Consider the following 18006-nt stretch of genomic DNA (forward strand, 5'->3'; position numbering starts at 1 on the left):
GCCCATTACTTTTTAAAGACTCCAGTTTTTTGGTAAATAACTGGTTTTCTTTTTTCTAAAAGATAATTGGTGAGGAAATTATTTCTGACTAGAGAAATGCCGTTAGCTACGGAAAAGCCAATATTGCTCTTAACCTGGTAATTATGGGTTTCTTGGTCAAATAATAAAACACCGGTTCGGTCCAGTTTCATGGTGTCTCTAATAGTTTTGACAATGGAAGTCAATGATTTGATCTAAATCAATAGAATGAGTCAGTTTCTGGGCCAGTTTTTCCAGAGTAGCCTGGTAGTTGTAAATACTGGCAAAGAAGTATTTGTTGGCAATTCTTTCTAGGTAATTCTTTAAGGACTCAAAGAGGATTAAGCCGAGCAAAAGGACAATTGGGCCCCAAACACCCGGAGGAATGATTTCCTTGAAATAAGTCATTTCCAGCCAGTAAAGGCCGAGGGCGAGAAGGATAATTATAATAATGGTGGAAGCATAGATGGCAGTTCTTTTCACGACCAGGCGGATGTCCATGAGGCGGTGGCGGACGATGGCGTAGGAGGTGAAAACCACGAAAAAAATTATTGACTGAATACCTATATAACTAAATTCTTGAATATTAAATATAGGCAAAATAATGTTAGTTAAAATTGCAATAACAGCAGAAATTAATATACCCAAGAAAACATATTTCATTTGCATTCTATGCAACCCTGAACTATTTTTATATTTTATTATTGCTTCGATAAAAGCATAAATTATAAATAGAAGGAAATATATAATAAAAAATAAATAAAATGAACCGTAGATAAAATTTGTTCCCCATTCTTGAATATCTACATCTTTTACAATCAAGTTGGTGTACAGTAAAACTAATAATAATAATGGTACTATATAAATAAATAGTAACTTTTTTTTGGTAATTTCATTTTTATAAAAGGGGAATACGAGACTGAAATGGAGTAATATTGCTGGTATTATTATTGGTCCTATAAAAACAATTTTACTTAAACTTAAAGCAATATTCTCATTTATTGCTCTATCTACTAAATAAGTGGAGAATATCCAAAATCCAATTACAAAAACTAAAAAACCAAAAATAATACTTTCTTTTTTGCCTTTAGATTCATAAAAAACATAAAAACAAAGCAAAAAATTGAGTAGTAAGATTATCAATGTAATTATTGAAGTAATATCAAATGAAAAATCCATAATTAGTTTTATTTATTCGTATAAGCATCAAAAAATATTGGCACTGGCGCAAAATTAATTTTTACACCTTGAATAAGCTTAATTATTGCTGTTAAAGTAATCGAAGCCACAATATATGATCCAATACAAATTTGCGGATAATACCCTCTTTTTTTAATTTCTTGAAAAATACTATTAATATTTTTATTTTTTAAAAACGGAAGAGAATACTCTTCTAACGATTTAAATAATTTAATATAAAATTCATGATCATTTTTAGGTATGTGATTGCCCCAAATTGATTCAGGCGATGCAGAATGTTTATTAAAAAGCAATAATAATCCTCGAAAACCCAAATTAAAGGGACATAATACAGTTTTATCATTTTTAATAAAATTCGAGATTACTGAAAAATAAATTTTATTAAGATCAACCGTGTTAACTACAAAATCATGTTTTTTTATTAAACTTTTCAAAATTTTCTCATTAATATATTTATTTATTACCCTGATATTCGCATTAGAATTAATGTTTATTAAACGTTTTTTTAATCGCTTCGCTTTATTATAATTTAAATCATCTAGAATATATGATTGTCTATTTAGATTTGAGATGTTAACTTCATCTCCGTCAGCAATTGTAATATTAGTGAATCCCATTCGAACCGCCACCTCTGAAATCACACTACCCAAACCACATCCAGCAAAAAGAATGCTAGTTTTTTTTATTTTTTTTTGTAAATTAGAGTCTATATAAATCCAATTTCTACTTATAAACGTGTTATAATCAAAATTTTTCATTTTTTATATTATTGTTGGTTAATTCTTGTTTATCTATTGCATATACTACTCTAAATCCTTGATAAAAGAAAATGTAAACCTTCATGAATACAAAATATATTTATTCAAAAAAATTATTTATAACTAGTGTATACTATAACTATTCCCTTCACCATTATACTTAATTAGCCCTTTTTTTAAGTACTTCCATAAGTTTATATTTTCATTTTTAAGGTTTTCTTCCATTTCTGAAATATCTAAAATAAAAGGCGTGGTAATCCCCTGATATAATGTCGGCGGACCAATTTTTTTAAAAGGAAAACCAAGTTTAATTAATATGGGGTATAAATTATCATCCATAACGGCAAAAACGTGAGTAATATTCTTTTCTTTCACAAAAGTGTACATGCCTTTAATCAGGGCGAGAAGGAGAAAATGCTTCCGGTATTTTTTAGCGACAATCAGACGGGATATTTCAGCCAATTTGCTTCTGTTCTTTTGAAGGATATCAACTTCAATTTTCATGTTTTTCTCTATCGGAAATCCCATTTCTGAGTTTAAAATTAATCTGACCGTGGCGGCTAAATTTCTAGTTTGTTTTTCTCTTAGTATAAAATGAACTGATTTATCATCATAATTGTCTTTTTCTTTTTTCCCCGGATGTTTATCCTTGTCAATATAACTAAATTCCTCGCAAAATACTTCGTAGCGAAGCTTAAAAATTTTTTCTAGTTCAGATTTAGAGTCAGTAGTGTAAAAAATAAACTTATCAGAAAAGCTTCTTTGGAACTGCCAAAATTCATAAAATCTTCTTAACTTTTTTATTATTTTTATCATTTTCTATAACTAGTGCTCACTTCCCTTCTTGTTTTCATTATACCTAAAAAATCAAAAAAGCTCTAATTTCTCTGGAAGCCAAAAAAGCCCTAATCTAAAAGGCTAAAGCCGGTTGATTTAAATTAATTCGTGAAAATAAATTAGTAGAAAAGTCCGGCACCTGCTGGTACAATCGGGTGTTTTCTAAAGCTACCGCCGCTTGATTAGAAAGTGTAGAAAGTAGCTCAATATCTTCTTTGGTGTAGGCGTCTTTTTTAAGGTTTTGGACCTCTCTTTACGTGAAAGGAGGGGTGGAGACCTACCCCTAATACTAAATATACAGGATTTTTGGCAGGGGCACTAGGATTCGAACCTAGAATAAGGGTTTTGGAGACCCTTGTGATAGCCATTTCACTATGCCCCCAATAAAAATCCCGCTTATTGTTTTTATAAACCTATTCTTTTTATTAAACCTTGATATGAAGAAACTAAATCTCTTTAACTTTTTTTTCCTCTCTTTAGATGCTTCTCTATTATCATAGGCTTCGTAATACTTAAGCTCCAATGGTCGTCTGTTTTTTGTTGAATACACATCTCCTCTGTAGTAGTCCATCAATCTATTTTTTAAATTTTCAGTTCTGCCAATATATAATCGTTCATCTTTTTTTGCTTCTTAAAAAATACACATAATACATAATATTTCTTTCGCACCATCAAAATCTGTCGTTTATATTTAAACTACTTCACTTCCTTATGTAAAGTATGTTTACGGCACTTTTTACAATGCTTTTTAATGTTGAGCTTCTCTTTTATTTTCTTTTTATTCTTTTTTGAGTAGTAATTTATATTATTACACTCAGTGCATTTAAGTTTAATCAGATTGTCTTGGGACATAATTTTAAGTTAATTTAAGTTAGTTAGTTTAATTAAGTTAATTAAGGTTGTTCTGGCTTGATAAATAGTTAATATATTTATTCAATCCAATCAATAATCCTTCATAATCCTGATCAACTCTTGTAAATTTCTCTAAGTTCAAATATTTCAAGCCTTTAGCTACTCTTAAATGACTCCTTATTTCAAAAATTTCTCCTCTTGCTTGGTATAAAATTCTAATCTTATCCTTATAAAAATAACGTCCTTGACTTTCAGCAATATTAGCAATAACAGAATTAGAAGCTCTTTTCAATTGATTAATGAGGGCATATTTTTCAGTATCAGGAAAATTATTTGTTATTTGATAAATACAAAGAACTAATTTATATCCTTTCTGCCAAATATTTAATTTAAAGAACGCTTTTACCATAATTCATTTCTTTTCACGCCACCAAAATGTCTTTATTAATATATCGAAATTAACTAAATCAACTTAAGAAACCTTAACTAACTTAACTTATGGAGCCGAGGAGAGGAATTGAACCCCCAACCTACTGTTTATCCCGAAGTTCTCGAAATTTTGCCATGGAGCCAGCGCCTCGGGCCCAGAACCGACGACCTACGGTTTACCCGCCTGCCGAACGCCTGGAGCCGGAGGTGGGAGTCGAACCCACGACTTGCTGTTTACAAAACAGCTACTCTGACCACTGAGTTACTCCGGCGCCCGGCGACTGGCGGGCAGACAAAACAGTTGTGCCGATAGCCAGAGGCTATCGAACCTTCTCGATTCGCCAAGCGAATCGGGACTCTAGCCAACTGAGCTACGCCGGCAAAAGACAGACTGTTTATCAGCTCAAAGTGGTGGGCCGAGTAGGATTCGAACCTACGAAGCCCGAAGGCGCCAGATTTACAGTCTGGTGCATTTGACCACTCTGCCACCGACCCATTACTTTGAGCTGATTTTATTTTAAGATACTATTTAGATATTTTCGGCCTTGGCCAGATTTTAAAAACTTTTCTCTCTTCATTGCCTCTGACCTAGTTTTAAAAATTTCATGATATATTAATTTCCAAGGTTTTCTTCCTTTAGTATACGGGCATTTTCCTTGATTATGTTTTTTAATTCTATTATTCAAATTTACAGTTTGACCCGTTTGACCACTTCGGTATCCACCCACTATTGCTTGCCATCTTTTATTTTTTTTATAATGCATTTGCCTGCCCGCCAAAACGGAAGTGAAGGCGGGACCACTCTGCCACCGACCCATTACTTTGAGCCGATTTTATTTAAGTGCTAGCCCACGCGCAGACTTGTCACCCTACGGGTGATCCTCCAAAGGAGGAAACCGCTAATTCTTTGAAAAAGACACAAAATAAGTTCTACTCCTTACCCCCGACATTCGTCGGGGCAAGCATGAAGTTGCTCTACCCGCTACCTCTGGAGCCCACCGTCGGATTTGAACCGACGACCTACTCCTTACCATGGAGTTGCTCTACCAACTGAGCTAGGTGGGCAAAAGAGGTAGTGGGGCCAACTGCTCGCCCCGAGCATTGACGAGGGGAGCTACGTGGGCCTAAGCTGAGGTTTAGGTGGGTCTACCAACTGCCCGCTCGTCATAATTTGCGCTCAAGCGCTAGCGAACGAGAGTTACGTGGGCCTAGCCAAACAGCTGAGGGTTTACTGGATTTTTAATTACAGTTGCGATATTTATCCTCCGAATCCTGAAGGGCCAAGGAGGACCAACTGAGCTAAGACTGCTCGGGCGATGGCAGGCAAGAACTACCTAGAATTATTTTTTTAAATAACTACATATTATTAACTTCTTTTTCTAATTCGTCAAGTTTTTCATTTTCCGGATTAACCTGTTTTAATTTATCAAAAGTACGTACGGCCAAACTTTTATTCCTTGCTTCAATACTTAATTCCAATAAAGCACTGACATATTTAGGATTATTTGGTTCTAAGTTCAAAGCATCCTGATAAGATTTTATAGCTTTTTGTATATCATCACAGGCTGTATAAATTTTAGCTAGATTAGCGTGATAAGTAGCAATTTTACTGTTAATATTTATTGATTTAATAAGATCCTGTTTTGCTTCATCTAAATTACCCAATGAACTGGCAATAACCCCTAAATTTTCATAAGCCTTGTCATCCTGAGCATTAAGTTTAATCAAAAAGGAAAATATTTCCCTAGCGTGTTCATAATCTTTTTTAGCTAGATAAACTTCTCCTAATAAATGATAAGCGGAAATATTCTTTTGGTCAAGACTAATTATATTTATACAAATCTCTTCAGCTTCATTTAAATCTCCGGATTTTTTAAGCTCTTCGGCCGTTCTTAACTTATCTTCCATTTCTTTATTTATCTTTTTCTTTGCTTCAATAGTCTTTGGTTTTATTTTTTTCTTTTCCCGATATTTTTTTTCAAGCTCCAATAATTGGTAATACCATTTTTTTATTTTATTTTTAACTTCATCATAATAAGGATAAGTTTTTTGCTTAAATATAAACGCCATATTTACAATTTTTCTTTTTAAACGGCCTTCCAATATTTCTTTTTTAACCTGAGCTTCTTTTTCTTCCGGTATTTTTTTAGTATCAATCATGCTCAAAACCTGAATTTTTTTCAGAACTAAAAGTATTATCAGGACTAAAGAAAGAATGGCTATGATTAAGGCAATTATATTAAAAATCATTTTATTATTATATATATTATCAATCTTTATTTAATTTCATTTCTATGATTGTCCCGTCTTCCAGTCTAACTTTGTAAGTCTTCATAATAATATTCCAGGAAATGACTTTGCCTCTCCCCTGCTTAGTTTTTATCTTACTTTCAAGAGAAGGAAACTTTTTAGCCATTTCACGGTAATAATCCTCCTCATAAGCCAGGCAACAAAATAATTTACCACAGACACCAGAAAGCCGATCACTGCCCCGATGGGCTATTTGCTGATCACGAGCTAAATCAGTAGAAATATTACCCAGTTTTTTAAGGTGAGTCATACAGCAAAGTTTTCGACCACAGGGACCAAAGCCGCCTTCCTGTTTGACTTCATCTCTGGTTCCTACTTGTTGTAGACGGATTGATTTTTGAAAATTTCTAGTTAAATCTTTTACTAAATCTCGGAAATCAACTCGGCCATCAGCAATAAAAGTGAAAGTTAAACGACCACCGTCAAAAGAGAAAAAAGAATTAAGCAACTTCATAGGTAGATTGTGTTTGTCAACCATCTTCTTACAATATTCTACAGCTTCTTTTGCTTGGTTTTTATACTTTTTTATCTTTTCTAGATCATCTGGCTGAGCCTTTCTAATAAAACTAACTTCTTTTTCTTTAACAATTTCTTCCGTTTTAAAGCTTTCCAAAACAGATGTATTTTCTATTCCTTGATCAGTTTTAACAATAACAACATCTCCCTTTTTTAATTTAGCACCACCTGATTTTACGACAATTATATCACTCCAGGGATGTACTCTAATTTTTATGGCCGAAAATACCATTTATTTATAGACTATACTTAACAAAACGAGATACTTTGATATTCTCACCAAGTTTAGCTATTTTTTCAGTTATTAAATCTTCGATTTTTTTCTTATCTTCCTTAATATAACTCTGTTTTAACAGACAAACCTCTTCATAAAATTTATTTATTTTACCTTTTACAATTTTATCTATTATTTCCGCAGGTTTATTTTCTTTTTCCAGCTGTTCTTTTATTATTTCTTTTTCCTTATCTAAAACTTCATCCGGTACATTTTCCGGTGATAAATACTGTGGATCCATAGCCACAACCTGCATAGCCAGATTTTTGCCTAATTCTTTAAATTCTTTATTTTTAGCCACAAAGTCTGTTTCACAATTCAACTCTACTAAAGATGCTGATTTGTTATCATTGTGTACATAACAAGCAATCATCCCCTGAGAAATTTCTCTGGTTTGTTTCTTAGCCGCAATTTCCTCTCCCTTTTTACGAAGCGCCTCAATAGCTTTTTTTGCATCACCCTTAGTTTCCTCCAGAGCTTTTTTTACATCAACAATACCAGCCCCTGTTTTTTCTCGGAGTTCTTTAATTAATTTATTATCTATTTTCATATTATTTTTCTCCTTTATTGTTTTTATCTTTATCTTCTTTTTCTTTTTTATTTTTATTAGTAGTACCAGATTGAGAAGCGTAGCTTTCAGTTAGTGCTTTAGTTATTAATTCTAAAGATTTTGTAGCGTCATCATTGGCTGGAATTACATTTTTAATTCCCTTGGGATTAGAGTTAACATCAACCATAGCTACGATAGGAATATTCTTCTTAACCGCTTCATTAATAACTGTTTTTTGATTTTTTACATCCACAATATAAACAGCGTCAGGCAATTTATCCATATCAGCAATACCGCCGATAATTTGGTCTAACCTTTCGATTTCCTCATTTATTTCCAATCTTTCCTTTTTGGTATATTTTTCTAATTCTCCACTCTTTTTTTGATTTTTCAAATTTTTATACTTATTGATCATCTTTTTTATAACCCGGAAATTAGTAAAAGTACCACCCACCCAACGATCAGTGATATAAGGCATATTTATTTGTTGGGCGTATTTTTTTATAATTGGAGAAGCTTGTTTTTTGGTGCCAACAAAAAGGATATTGCCGTTTTTTTCGGCAATTTTCTTAAAAAAATCTTGCGCCTCTTTTAAGGCTTGTTTAGTCTTTTCCAGATCGATAACGCAAACCCCTTGTCTTTCTGAAAAAATAAAAGGCTTCATTTTTGGATAAACACTCGATGATCTGTGCCCAAAATGAACCCCACTTTTAAGCATTTCCTCCAGGGAAATATCATTCATATTAACTTTTCCTTTCCTTTTTTATCCTCTATTTTGGGATTTTTACGAGCTTTTTTTAGGCCCTTTTTAAAGGGCCAAGGTAATAAGCTTACTCCCAAAATATGTGTGATCTTATTAATTAATTATATATATTAGTGTTAAAATAATAACATATTTATATCAGATAATCAAGCCCTATAACTAGTAAATAAATAATCCTTGCCAAAATTCAAATTATCTGTTATCATTGACATAATTAAAATATAATTTATGAAAAAAGATACTCATCCTAAATATTATAAAAAGGCAAAAGTTGTCTGTGCTTGTGGCAATACTTTTACTACCGGTTCTACTAAAAAAGAAATTCAGGTAGAAATTTGCTCAGCCTGTCATCCTTTTTATACTGGCAAATCCAAGTTAATTGATACAGCTGGCCGGGTGGACCGTTTTAAGAAAATGATGGAAAAAACTAAGGTTAAGTCAAAAAGTTCTCAGCCAAAGAAAAAACAACGCCGAAAAAAGAAGAAAAAGAAAGCAAAAAAGGAAAGTTAACAAAATTAAAATTTCAAAAAATTCCCTTATTGAAATAATGGGAATTTTTTTCATTTAATACTTATGGATAAACTAAAAAAATTACAAAAAAAACACCAGGACCTGGAAAAAAAACTGCAAAAAAAAGAGATAATCAATAACCCAACCAAGCTCAAAAAAATATCAAAAGAATATGATGAGTCTGGGCATTTGTTAGAATTATATAATAAATTAGAAGAAGTTAAGCAAGGTTTAAAGGAAACCGAAAAAATCATCAGTGAAACTTCTGAATCAGAATTAAAGAAAATGGCAGAGAAAGAAGAAAAAAATATTAAACAAAAAAAACAAGAATTAAAAAAAGAAATTAAAGAAATTGAAAATCCTAAAAATCTTCTAGATAAAAAAGATATTATTGTAGAAATTAGAGCCGGTACTGGCGGTGATGAAGCCGCTCTCTTTGCCTCTGATCTTTTTCGTATGTATTCGCGCTTTGCTGAAAATAAGAGCTGGCAAACAAATTTAATTTCTTCAAACAAAACCGGCATTGGCGGATTTAAAGAAGTTATTTTTGAAATAAAAGGCACTAATGTTTACTCCAATCTAAAATATGAGTCGGGCGTTCATCGGGTACAAAGAGTACCCGAAACTGAAAAACAGGGTCGAATTCACACTTCAGCCGCCACGGTGGCTGTTATGCCCGAGGCAGAGGAAATAGATATTAAAATTAATCCCAAAGATATAAGAGTTGATACTTTTTGTGCTTCTGGTCATGGCGGTCAATCAGTTAATACTACTTATTCAGCTGTCAGGATAACTCATCTACCCACTGATCTGGTCGTATCCTGCCAGGATGAAAAATCCCAGACCCAAAATAAAATAAAAGCGATGCAAGTTTTGCGTTCCCGTCTTTTGGCCTTAGAAGAAGAAAAAAGACAAAAAGAAGAATCAGCTAAAAGAAAGTCTCAAATTGGCTCCGGCGACCGCTCGGAAAAAATTAGAACTTATAATTTTCCCCAGGACCGAATAACTGATCACCGGATTAAAAAAAGCTGGCATAATCTAATCGAAATACTGGATGGTAATTTGGATAAAATTATTAAAGAATTAAAAGTCATTGATGAGAGTAAATAAAATACTTGAAAATTCTTATAAAAAACTAAGGGATAGAAAAATAAAGTCTGCTTCTCTAGACACAGAAGTCCTTCTTTCTTATGTTTTGAAAAAAACCCGTTCTTATCTTTATATTTGGCCAGATAAAAAAATAACCAAAAACCAAGCGACAAGATACAAACGATTAATTAAAAAAAGATGTGACCATGAACCAGTAGCTTACTTAATCCACCATAAAGAATTTTTTGGTCTTGATTTTTACATTAACAAAAATGTGCTTATCCCCCGCCCAGCCACCGAAACTTTGGTAGATATAATTATAAAGCTCGTAGATGCGGGTCGCGACCCGCATCTACGTATTCTGGATGTAGGCACTGGCTCGGGTTGTATGGCTGTCACTTTAAAAAAATATTTACCAAAGACCAGAATACTAGCCTCTGACCTTTCGGAAAAAATACTTAAAATAGCCAAAAAAAATGCCAAAAAAAATAAAGTCAAAATAAATTTTAGAAAAGGCAATCTTCTAGAACCCTGGAAAAACTTTAAACTGGATATCATAGTAGCTAACTTGCCCTATTTAACCCCTCAGCAAATGAAAGCCAAATCCATTCAAGCCGAACCCCAAAAAGCCCTTTATGGCGGTAAAAAGGGTTTAGAAATTTATGAAGAATTATTTCGGCAAATAAAAGACTTTAAAATAAAAGCAAAAGTATTTATAGAAATTGACCCCCGGCAAATAAAAAATATTACTAAATTAATTAAAGAATATTTCCCCAAAAGAAAAATAGCGGTTATTCAGGATTTATCCGGACAGGACCGGGTGGTAGTGATCAAATAATTTTTTTAGCAAAAAAAAGAAGGGGGCGACCGCAATGGATCACGCCCCTTGATAGTGGGAAAAAAGAAGTTATTTTTTAATCTTTACTGGTAGCCACCGTAAGAATACAGATTTAGTAAGCGAAATTAACGCCTGAACGGACATACTCGTCACGCTGATCATAAGAAATGTAGATCGAGCTGTCAGGAGCGTATTTCCAGCTAAGTGTTACCATCCAGGTATTTTCAGTGTCTCCGAAATCATACAGACCGTACAATCTCAAACCCTTAGGAAAATCAATGTGGTTCTGGACAAAGAAGACACTCTCCTTACCTGGAATATTTTCTTCGTAGCGAGTAAGACCAACAAAGGGATTAAACCAGTAATTGAAACTATGCTGCCAGGCGACTCCGTGAGCCGTATTCTGGACATAGAAACCAGTCAGTCCATAAAGACCCAGTGTCATCGTTGACCCACCGTTGTAGTGAGCAGCTTTTACACTCCAGTTGCCATGAGAGTACCACAGGGCCGTACCAGCACAAGAAACTGGCAAGTCTGCCTTAGCGTCCGGCCAACGAGATAAGCGATTATGGCGCGGTCCCGGCCAGATGAGATTGACTGGACAAAGATACTGTCCAACGAGAAAATTGAACTGACCACCGCTGTAATTGCGATCGAATTGCACATACAAATACTTCAGACTTGACGTTGTGTAGTCAAACTCGGTCCGAACCATAATCTTCTGTCCCAGGATATCGCTATACGGATAGAATTTTATGCCGATCCTTCCCCAAGCAAACCGGTAATCCTCGATTTTTTTGTCAGGCAAGTCGAGCCTGGCAAAGGTAGTAATCTTTAGATCATCAACTTGAAGATCATCGGCCACAGCCGAGACTAAGAAAAACAAGCAGATAAGAAAGAAAAATACTGCTATCGTCCAGATTGTCCTAAACATCGATTTTCTCCTTTAACAAGTTTAACTCGGAAATTAAATTAATTTCAATACTCCTCATTTCATTTACGGTAGAACCTCTTTACTTATTAATTCCCAAACCTTACTTTCTAAAGATATTTCTATATCTCCAAAAAAGTGAGGTTGGAGATTTATTAATGTACAGAGCTGATCATAATAATATAAATTTTAGAAATTGTCAAGAGCTATGATACCAAAAAATCAGACCTTTTGGCCTGTTCATGTCAATTCTTTTAGTGGCTACTTAGATTAACTTAACTAACTAAGAAACCAATTAACTAATTAACTAAATCACCTACCATTCCCTACCCCGATCAGAAGGAATAACTTCAATCCAAGTTTGACCGCGATTGAATTCTATTTCCTGGCCTTCTAAATCATAGAAAAGAGTACGTTGGGTTCTTTCATCCTTTTTCCACGAACCTTCAATTAACAAACCATCTCTTAAAACAAAAGCTTTTCCTTCCCCATGAGTTTCCATTTTCAGTCTCCCTTTGTTGGGGTAGTAACCAACTGGCTCAATTTCCTGAATAATTACATTCTTAGCTTTTATTTCTGCATTGTTATTGGCATCCCGCTGCACTTTATCAGCATTATACCTTAAATACATATTCTCTTCTTTTATATACTTCCATTCTACTTCATAAGCATAGGAAGAAAATTTAAGCTTATAAAATTTTTGGTCAGCCCCTCTTTTTTCCAAAGGTAAGTCATCTTTAAAATGCCACATTCTAGTAGTTGAATATCTATCTAATAATTCCTTGTCGCGCAGGGCATAAGTTAATTTTTCACCAGAGGTAAATAAATTATGCGGAGCATAAAGTGAAGTATCACGCCAAAAATAAACCTGATCAGAAGAAAGTGCTTCCAGATCATTAGTGTGGTAATCCCGAATATTACCTAAAGCTTGGGGCGAACCACCGGCATGAGTATAAAGACAGGCGTATTCATAAACCCAATCCAAATAATAAGGCCTGGCTGAACGGATCGGTCCAATCTTTTCCGCCTTTGAACCGCCGGTAAAAAGGGCCATAAAACGAGTGGCTCCACCTTCAGCTAATGACTCATAAACAATTGAAGCGTCAGAAAGCCCGTTTTGTGGTCGAACGCTCCTCAAATTTTCAATCATAACACAAGTAGGCCAAAGATTAGCTGCTTTTTTATTATCCACCTCTAATCCGTCAAAGCGACGATAATACTGAATTATTTCCTCTTCCTCGTCTTTATCATTATTTAATATAATTGAAATTCCATTACTAGTTCCAACTGCCTTTAAAAGATTATTAGCTTGAAGAGCTAAAAAAAACCAGCAAAAAGCCCCGCCCACTACCAAAATCACAGTTAATATACTTAACCGTGTAGTTAAAGAATTAAGGTTAAATTTAAAAATATTTCTCATTTTTATTTTTGTTTTTAAAAAATACTACTAAAAAGTAACTTCACGGTCAGTCGGTACAATTTGTATCCAAGTTTGACCGGCATTAAACTTAATTTCTTCACCGGCTAAATCATAAAATTTAGTTCTTTGATTACGCCCTTCTTTAATCCATTTAGCTTCAATAGCCAGGCCATCCCTAAATATCATAGCTTCTCCTTGACCAATCGTCTCCATTTTCAAACGTGATTCATCTTCTAGGGAAGTCTTAACATATTGAACTATTACATTTTTAGCCTTAACCTGTCCGGCTTCTTTTGATTCAAAGACTTCACCCCCCTGAAATCTTTCATATTTATTTTCCCCCCGGTTATATTTCCATTCTACCTTATAAGAATAGCTAGAATAATCAATAGTAATAATCTTTTCCTCTTCTGGTCTATCTTCGAGCGGAATCTCTTCTTTATATTCATAGGATTCATAATTAGCTTGGCCAGCTTCCTTATCTCTTAAAGCAAAAACTAAAAACTTGGAAGCCGTGTAAACATTATGAGGGGCTGCTCTTTCGTTATCACGCCAATAATACCGGGCATCGTAAAATTGATCCAAATTAAATATATTGTAAGTAGAAATTAAAGACATAGCCTTTGGACTACCGCCAACATGTCCATAAAGAGCATTATACTCCTTAGCCCAGTCAAGAAAATAAGGTCGAGCTGAACGGATCGGTCCCATAGATTCAACTGGTTCAGTCAGACAATAAAGAGCCATAAACCTGGTAATACCTCCCTCAACTAAAGCTTCATAAACTAGGTTAGCTTTATCTAAACCGGACTGGGGCCTTACGGTTACTAAATTTTCAATCATTAAAGCAACTGGGTAAGGATTTTGATTTTCACTACTATCATAGATACCATCTATATTTCTTCTTACCTCACCGACTTCATTAGCTTGATTAGTATTATTAGTATTTATTTCCGTCTCTTTGCCAAAAAGTAAGAATCCAGATACTACAGCTGCTAAAACTATTACTACTGCTAAAACAATAAGTGGTAATTTTTTTCTTTTTTTAGCTTGCGTCAAATATTTTTCTTTTTGACTTTCTAGCTTTACTTTTTTATCCTTTTTTTTCATTCTTTTTTTCCTTTTTTATCCTTTTTTTCTGAAGACTCTTTTTTAGCTTCTTTATCGGCCGAACCTTTATCAGAGGTGGGTTTCTTTTCCTCACCTTCTTCTCCTTCTTCCTCATCTTCTTCTTCAGCCACGCCTTCAACTTCTTCAACCTTTTCTTCCACTTCTTCTTCCAATGCTTCGAGCTCTTCCTCACTTCTCGGTTTCTGAACTTTGGCCACTACTTCATCTTCTTTTTCTAAAAGAGTAATTTTTTCAGGCAGTTCTAAATCTCTTACATATATAATATCTTCAAAAGTTTTTAAAACCGATAAATTAACATCAATTTCTTGAATCAAATCAGCTGGTAAACACTCAATTTCTAACTTATCCATATTACGAATCAACACCCCACCAAGCTCCTTAACAGCCGGAGCCTCTCCCACAAAATTAAGATTAATTTCTGTAGTTATTTTTTCAGTCATCTTCACTGTGTGAAAATCAACATGAATAATTTTATTGGAAACCGGATCCAGCTGAATATCCTGAACAATAACTTTGATAGGTTTAGCCTTACCCATAATTAAATCAATCAAACTGGACTCCCCGGCTTTTTCAAAAAGATCACAAAAATCATGATAATCAACACTAATATTTTTATTCTTAAAATTATGCCCGTAAATTATTCCCGGTATTTTTTCTTCTCTTCTTAATTTTTTTGTTTGCCTCCCTTTTTCCTCCCTAACATCTACCTTTAATTTTAATTCTTTCATATTATTCCTTTTAAATTTTCTATATTTTCTCCAAAATAGAAAAATCTTTATTATTTAAGGCAAAATTTAAATCGATTACATCATCAACCTTGACTTTTTTTGAATCCTTAAATTTTTTTACTTCTCTACTAGTCAAATCCGTAATCATGCCATGTGAAGATATTTTAGGTGAATTAATCATCACTAAAGCCAAAATCTGGGTGCCACAATTCTGGCAGACAATATGCAATAAATGAGCTTCTTCTGACTCTTCAATCAATTTCATACTAGTTGCATCATACGATTGGCCACAAATAGGACAGTTAAAAACCACTTTTAAATTCTGATTCTGAAAAGATTGACTGCTATCTTGTTTATTTATCTGGTTAAACATAAAATTGCCTAATTTCTCTTATATTTTATCATATTTTACTATTTTGTCAATAAAAATTAGCGGCTTCTGACTATTATACTTTGTATTAATCCAATCATTATCAAACTAGTAACTAATGAACTACCACCATAACTTAAAAAAGGCAAAGGAATACCAGTAATCGGTAAAAGTCCGATATTACCGGCAATATTTATAAAAGCCTGACTAAAAAGAGAAATAGTAATACCGCTGATTAAAAACAAGGAGAAGGTATTTTTTTGCTCTCGCAGGGCTTTAATCATACGTTTAAAAACATAAAATAAAAAGAAAAGTAAAATAATAGCCCCAAAAAGACCCAATTCTTCAGCAATAACCGCAAAAATAAAGTCTTTTTCTGCTACCGGCAAAAAATTAAGCTGTGACTGCGGACCCAAACCTAAACCCCGCCCAAAAAACATACCTGAACCAACAGCGATAATTGACTGAGTAGGATTATAACCAGCTCCCAAAGGATCACTCGAAGGATTAATAAAAGTAGATATTCTTTTCTTTTGGTAATCCTCAAAAACAAAAAACCAGCTAAAAATCATAATAATGATTAAAAGACATATAAAAATTACAACATGAATGCGTTTTGTTCGGTTCAATAAAAGTAGGCCCAGCCAAATTATTACTAAAATTATAGCTGAACCAAAATCCGGCTGTAAGATTACTAATAAAACATAAGGTAAGGTGATTAAAGCGCTAACTATTATTTTTTTAAACTGATACATCTGGCTGTAATTATCAGAAAAATACTTGCTTAAATAGAGAATCAAAGTAATTTTTGCTAATTCTACCGGTTGAAAAGTCCAGCCAAATAAAGAAAACCAGGAAGTACTACCCCTTATTGTTTGACCAAAAAATAAAACTAAAAGTAAGATAACGCCTCCACCAACATAAATAAAAAAACTGTAATTAATAAAAACACGATAATCAAAGATAGTAAATAGGAAAAGAAAAAACAGACCGATAACAAAAAAAATGGCCTGTTTATTAAAATTACTTAAATCAGGGTTTTCCTGATTCATGGTTAAACTATAAATAGCAGCTAAACCAAAAAGGATTAAGACTACAATTGCTATTAGTAATTTCCAGTCTATTTTTTTTATTAAATTTAACTGAAAGCGACCTAACATAAAAATCAACTAGAAATAAAATTGCTCTTATCAAAAATATTTATATGAGGTTCGATCCTAATTTCAGAGCTTAGAGGTAAATTTTTCAGCCAAGAAACTGAAATACCCTGACTCTCAAATGAGCCTAAGTTCCTTAATCTGTAATTATCATAAGCTATTGGCTCATCAGAAAAATAAATTACTACTGGTACATCAACCTGCCAAAAACCATAAAAAGACTGATTAGAAATATCTGCGGTTACTACACTAGCCACTCCTTCTGAGGTTTGTGATTTAGAAATTTTTTCATTAGAAACTTCAAAATTAATTTCTTCTAACAACAATTTATTAGTAATTCTCTTCCAATTAACATCATTTATCTCTAAATCTAATTTTGAAACATCATCACCTTTATAAATCACATTTTTTAATACAATATATTTTTTTTGCCCCGGATTAATAAAAGAACTAGACTCTTCAGTTTCTTTATCTTCATTATCTATAAATTTATAATTAAAACTATATCCTCCCCAATCTGTGTTATTGTTTTCTATTTCAGCTAGATAATCATATTTAGAATCTCCAACTTTAATGGCTTTTTTCTTTAATACTATTAAATTTTCCGGTTTAGCCTGCTGTCGGTAATTGCTATCAACAAAATTATGACTCATTTCTTTTATCATTTTATCATAACCCGGACCTTGTATGGCCATAATTAATCCATTTACTAGTATATAAACAATAAAAATCACATCGATAATTAACAAGGTCATAACCCACCATTTTCTTAAAGATTTTTTATGTGAAACAAACCAATAACTTAGCTTCAGATAAAAATCATTCATGGAATAATTCTTTTTAAAATCCATATATTTTGCTTTATTTACTTTATAATTTTAGCATAAAAAAAATACTTTGGACAATTGCACTATTTAACCCTTTATCTTTTCGTTAAATTATGCTATAATTAAATATAAGAATAATATAAATTTATGATTGATACCTCAAAAGATGTTCTTCTTCTTGTTTCTTCTTTAGCTATTGCCGCTTTTACTTTTTTTCTCTGTTGGGCGCTTTACCTCCTTATTAAAATGCTACGAGTAGGTAATGAAGCTGTGCAAAAAATTAAAGAAAAAGTAGAGTCAATCGGCGAAACTATTGAAACTGTTAAAGAAAAATTAACTAAAACCAGCGGTTCAGTTAAAACTATTGCTAATGCTGTCAGTGGTATTATTAAGTACGTCCAGAAAAAAAAGGATAAAAAAGAAAAAAAAGAAGAAGAATAAAAAAAACAAAAAATAAAAATAAAAAGACGTCTTTTTAAAGATGTCTTTTTATTTGCT

The 18006-nt window shown here is 33.0% G+C and carries 22 protein-coding genes and 4 tRNA genes; 4 read left to right on the forward strand and 22 right to left on the reverse strand.

Annotation, left to right across the window (positions count from 1 at the left end):
* Window positions 1–5 precede the first annotated feature (5 nt).
* From U5L76_02665 to rpsB, 15 genes are all read right to left on the reverse strand, one after another.
* Window positions 6–191: a hypothetical protein gene (locus U5L76_02665; protein ID MDZ7798500.1), complete on the reverse strand. Its 186-nt coding sequence runs from the start codon at window positions 189–191 to the stop codon at window positions 6–8.
* Window positions 192–198: 7 nt separating this feature from the next.
* A complete protein-coding gene (locus tag U5L76_02670) occupies window positions 199–1197 on the reverse strand; it encodes a histidine kinase N-terminal 7TM domain-containing protein (protein ID MDZ7798501.1) in 999 nt (332 codons plus the stop codon).
* 8 nt (window positions 1198–1205) lie between these two features.
* On the reverse strand, window positions 1206–1976 hold the full coding sequence (locus U5L76_02675) for a ThiF family adenylyltransferase (protein ID MDZ7798502.1): 771 nt from the start codon (window positions 1974–1976) through the stop codon (window positions 1206–1208).
* 123 nt (window positions 1977–2099) lie between these two features.
* The gene (locus tag U5L76_02680; protein MDZ7798503.1) at window positions 2100–2792 is read right to left on the reverse strand and encodes a GNAT family N-acyltransferase; all 693 of its coding nucleotides are present in this window, start codon (window positions 2790–2792) and stop codon (window positions 2100–2102) included.
* 328 nt (window positions 2793–3120) lie between these two features.
* Window positions 3121–3195 (reverse strand) — tRNA-Trp (locus U5L76_02685).
* Between the two features lie 314 nt (window positions 3196–3509).
* Window positions 3510–3665 carry a 50S ribosomal protein L33 gene (gene rpmG / locus U5L76_02690; protein MDZ7798504.1) on the reverse strand — a complete coding sequence of 52 codons (156 nt, stop codon included), beginning with the start codon at window positions 3663–3665 and terminating at the stop codon, window positions 3510–3512.
* A 37-nt stretch (window positions 3666–3702) separates the two neighbouring features.
* On the reverse strand, window positions 3703–4074 hold the full coding sequence (locus U5L76_02695) for a four helix bundle protein (GenBank protein ID MDZ7798505.1): 372 nt from the start codon (window positions 4072–4074) through the stop codon (window positions 3703–3705).
* Between the two features lie 216 nt (window positions 4075–4290).
* Window positions 4291–4366, reverse strand: a tRNA-Thr gene (locus U5L76_02700).
* A gap of 137 nt (window positions 4367–4503) precedes the next feature.
* Window positions 4504–4589 (reverse strand) — tRNA-Tyr (locus U5L76_02705).
* A gap of 17 nt (window positions 4590–4606) precedes the next feature.
* Window positions 4607–4858 (reverse strand): GIY-YIG nuclease family protein, encoded by a 252-nt coding sequence (locus U5L76_02710; GenBank protein ID MDZ7798506.1) that lies wholly within the window; start codon window positions 4856–4858, stop codon window positions 4607–4609.
* 225 nt (window positions 4859–5083) lie between these two features.
* Window positions 5084–5159: transfer RNA gene (locus U5L76_02715), tRNA-Thr, on the reverse strand.
* Window positions 5160–5450: 291 nt separating this feature from the next.
* Entirely contained in the window at window positions 5451–6344 is an 894-nt protein-coding gene (locus U5L76_02720) for a tetratricopeptide repeat protein (GenBank protein MDZ7798507.1), read from the reverse strand.
* Between the two features lie 19 nt (window positions 6345–6363).
* Window positions 6364–7152: a regulatory iron-sulfur-containing complex subunit RicT gene (gene ricT / locus U5L76_02725; protein ID MDZ7798508.1), complete on the reverse strand. Its 789-nt coding sequence runs from the start codon at window positions 7150–7152 to the stop codon at window positions 6364–6366.
* Between the two features lie 4 nt (window positions 7153–7156).
* Window positions 7157–7744 (reverse strand): translation elongation factor Ts, encoded by a 588-nt coding sequence (locus U5L76_02730; protein ID MDZ7798509.1) that lies wholly within the window; start codon window positions 7742–7744, stop codon window positions 7157–7159.
* 1 nt (window position 7745) lies between these two features.
* Window positions 7746–8486: a 30S ribosomal protein S2 gene (gene rpsB / locus U5L76_02735; protein ID MDZ7798510.1), complete on the reverse strand. Its 741-nt coding sequence runs from the start codon at window positions 8484–8486 to the stop codon at window positions 7746–7748.
* Window positions 8487–8735: 249 nt separating this feature from the next.
* On the opposite strand from rpsB, the gene rpmE reads away from it, so the two are divergent.
* The 3 genes from rpmE (at window position 8736) to prmC (ending at window position 10944) form a co-directional block, all read left to right on the forward strand.
* On the forward strand, window positions 8736–9017 hold the full coding sequence (gene rpmE, locus U5L76_02740) for a 50S ribosomal protein L31 (GenBank protein MDZ7798511.1): 282 nt from the start codon (window positions 8736–8738) through the stop codon (window positions 9015–9017).
* 63 nt (window positions 9018–9080) lie between these two features.
* On the forward strand, window positions 9081–10127 hold the full coding sequence (gene prfA / locus U5L76_02745) for a peptide chain release factor 1 (protein MDZ7798512.1): 1047 nt from the start codon (window positions 9081–9083) through the stop codon (window positions 10125–10127).
* Window positions 10114–10944, forward strand: coding sequence for a peptide chain release factor N(5)-glutamine methyltransferase (gene prmC / locus U5L76_02750; protein MDZ7798513.1), 831 nt, complete (start codon window positions 10114–10116; stop codon window positions 10942–10944). The genes prfA and prmC overlap by 14 nt, the downstream gene beginning before the upstream one ends.
* Window positions 10945–11056: 112 nt before the next feature.
* Here prmC and U5L76_02755 read toward each other — a convergent pair whose 3' ends face one another.
* From U5L76_02755 to U5L76_02785, 7 genes are all read right to left on the reverse strand, one after another.
* Complete coding sequence (locus U5L76_02755; GenBank protein MDZ7798514.1) at window positions 11057–11878, reverse strand: hypothetical protein; 822 nt, start codon at window positions 11876–11878, stop codon at window positions 11057–11059.
* Window positions 11879–12191: 313 nt separating this feature from the next.
* Complete coding sequence (locus U5L76_02760; GenBank protein ID MDZ7798515.1) at window positions 12192–13295, reverse strand: DUF3048 domain-containing protein; 1104 nt, start codon at window positions 13293–13295, stop codon at window positions 12192–12194.
* 27 nt (window positions 13296–13322) lie between these two features.
* Window positions 13323–14405 (reverse strand): DUF3048 domain-containing protein, encoded by a 1083-nt coding sequence (locus U5L76_02765; GenBank protein ID MDZ7798516.1) that lies wholly within the window; start codon window positions 14403–14405, stop codon window positions 13323–13325.
* A complete protein-coding gene (locus U5L76_02770) occupies window positions 14402–15154 on the reverse strand; it encodes a 50S ribosomal protein L25 (GenBank protein ID MDZ7798517.1) in 753 nt (250 codons plus the stop codon). Before U5L76_02770 ends, U5L76_02765 begins: the two co-directional genes overlap by 4 nt.
* 19 nt (window positions 15155–15173) lie before the next feature.
* Window positions 15174–15527: a hypothetical protein gene (locus tag U5L76_02775; GenBank protein ID MDZ7798518.1), complete on the reverse strand. Its 354-nt coding sequence runs from the start codon at window positions 15525–15527 to the stop codon at window positions 15174–15176.
* 56 nt (window positions 15528–15583) lie between these two features.
* Window positions 15584–16684, reverse strand: a complete 1101-nt coding sequence (rodA, locus tag U5L76_02780; GenBank protein ID MDZ7798519.1) for a rod shape-determining protein RodA — start codon at window positions 16682–16684, stop codon at window positions 15584–15586.
* A gap of 5 nt (window positions 16685–16689) precedes the next feature.
* Window positions 16690–17532, reverse strand: a complete 843-nt coding sequence (locus tag U5L76_02785; GenBank protein MDZ7798520.1) for a hypothetical protein — start codon at window positions 17530–17532, stop codon at window positions 16690–16692.
* 123 nt (window positions 17533–17655) lie between these two features.
* On the opposite strand from U5L76_02785, the gene U5L76_02790 reads away from it, so the two are divergent.
* A complete protein-coding gene (locus U5L76_02790) occupies window positions 17656–17949 on the forward strand; it encodes a hypothetical protein (GenBank protein ID MDZ7798521.1) in 294 nt (97 codons plus the stop codon).
* The last annotated feature ends 57 nt before the right edge of the window (window positions 17950–18006 follow it).

The organism is Patescibacteria group bacterium, assembly GCA_034520665.1.
GTDB lineage: Bacteria > Patescibacteriota > Patescibacteriia > JAXHNJ01 > JAXHNJ01 > JAXHNJ01.

What these genes read in the sequence shown, in the direction of transcription:
- U5L76_02665 (MDZ7798500.1), bottom strand. Translation starts at nt 191, where the DNA reads ATGAAACTGGACCGAACCGGTGTTTTATTATTTGACCAAGAAACCCAT.
- U5L76_02670 (MDZ7798501.1), bottom strand. Translation starts at nt 1,197, where the DNA reads ATGGATTTTTCATTTGATATTACTTCAATAATTACATTGATAATCTTA.
- U5L76_02675 (MDZ7798502.1), bottom strand. Translation starts at nt 1,976, where the DNA reads ATGAAAAATTTTGATTATAACACGTTTATAAGTAGAAATTGGATTTAT.
- U5L76_02680 (MDZ7798503.1), bottom strand. Translation starts at nt 2,792, where the DNA reads ATGATAAAAATAATAAAAAAGTTAAGAAGATTTTATGAATTTTGGCAG.
- rpmG (MDZ7798504.1), bottom strand. Translation starts at nt 3,665, where the DNA reads ATGTCCCAAGACAATCTGATTAAACTTAAATGCACTGAGTGTAATAAT.
- U5L76_02695 (MDZ7798505.1), bottom strand. Translation starts at nt 4,074, where the DNA reads ATGGTAAAAGCGTTCTTTAAATTAAATATTTGGCAGAAAGGATATAAA.
- U5L76_02710 (MDZ7798506.1), bottom strand. Translation starts at nt 4,858, where the DNA reads ATGCATTATAAAAAAAATAAAAGATGGCAAGCAATAGTGGGTGGATAC.
- U5L76_02720 (MDZ7798507.1), bottom strand. Translation starts at nt 6,344, where the DNA reads ATGATTTTTAATATAATTGCCTTAATCATAGCCATTCTTTCTTTAGTC.
- ricT (MDZ7798508.1), bottom strand. Translation starts at nt 7,152, where the DNA reads ATGGTATTTTCGGCCATAAAAATTAGAGTACATCCCTGGAGTGATATA.
- U5L76_02730 (MDZ7798509.1), bottom strand. Translation starts at nt 7,744, where the DNA reads ATGAAAATAGATAATAAATTAATTAAAGAACTCCGAGAAAAAACAGGG.
- rpsB (MDZ7798510.1), bottom strand. Translation starts at nt 8,486, where the DNA reads ATGAATGATATTTCCCTGGAGGAAATGCTTAAAAGTGGGGTTCATTTT.
- rpmE (MDZ7798511.1), top strand. Translation starts at nt 8,736, where the DNA reads ATGAAAAAAGATACTCATCCTAAATATTATAAAAAGGCAAAAGTTGTC.
- prfA (MDZ7798512.1), top strand. Translation starts at nt 9,081, where the DNA reads ATGGATAAACTAAAAAAATTACAAAAAAAACACCAGGACCTGGAAAAA.
- prmC (MDZ7798513.1), top strand. Translation starts at nt 10,114, where the DNA reads ATGAGAGTAAATAAAATACTTGAAAATTCTTATAAAAAACTAAGGGAT.
- U5L76_02755 (MDZ7798514.1), bottom strand. Translation starts at nt 11,878, where the DNA reads ATGTTTAGGACAATCTGGACGATAGCAGTATTTTTCTTTCTTATCTGC.
- U5L76_02760 (MDZ7798515.1), bottom strand. Translation starts at nt 13,295, where the DNA reads ATGAGAAATATTTTTAAATTTAACCTTAATTCTTTAACTACACGGTTA.
- U5L76_02765 (MDZ7798516.1), bottom strand. Translation starts at nt 14,405, where the DNA reads ATGAAAAAAAAGGATAAAAAAGTAAAGCTAGAAAGTCAAAAAGAAAAA.
- U5L76_02770 (MDZ7798517.1), bottom strand. Translation starts at nt 15,154, where the DNA reads ATGAAAGAATTAAAATTAAAGGTAGATGTTAGGGAGGAAAAAGGGAGG.
- U5L76_02775 (MDZ7798518.1), bottom strand. Translation starts at nt 15,527, where the DNA reads ATGTTTAACCAGATAAATAAACAAGATAGCAGTCAATCTTTTCAGAAT.
- rodA (MDZ7798519.1), bottom strand. Translation starts at nt 16,684, where the DNA reads ATGTTAGGTCGCTTTCAGTTAAATTTAATAAAAAAAATAGACTGGAAA.
- U5L76_02785 (MDZ7798520.1), bottom strand. Translation starts at nt 17,532, where the DNA reads ATGGATTTTAAAAAGAATTATTCCATGAATGATTTTTATCTGAAGCTA.
- U5L76_02790 (MDZ7798521.1), top strand. Translation starts at nt 17,656, where the DNA reads ATGATTGATACCTCAAAAGATGTTCTTCTTCTTGTTTCTTCTTTAGCT.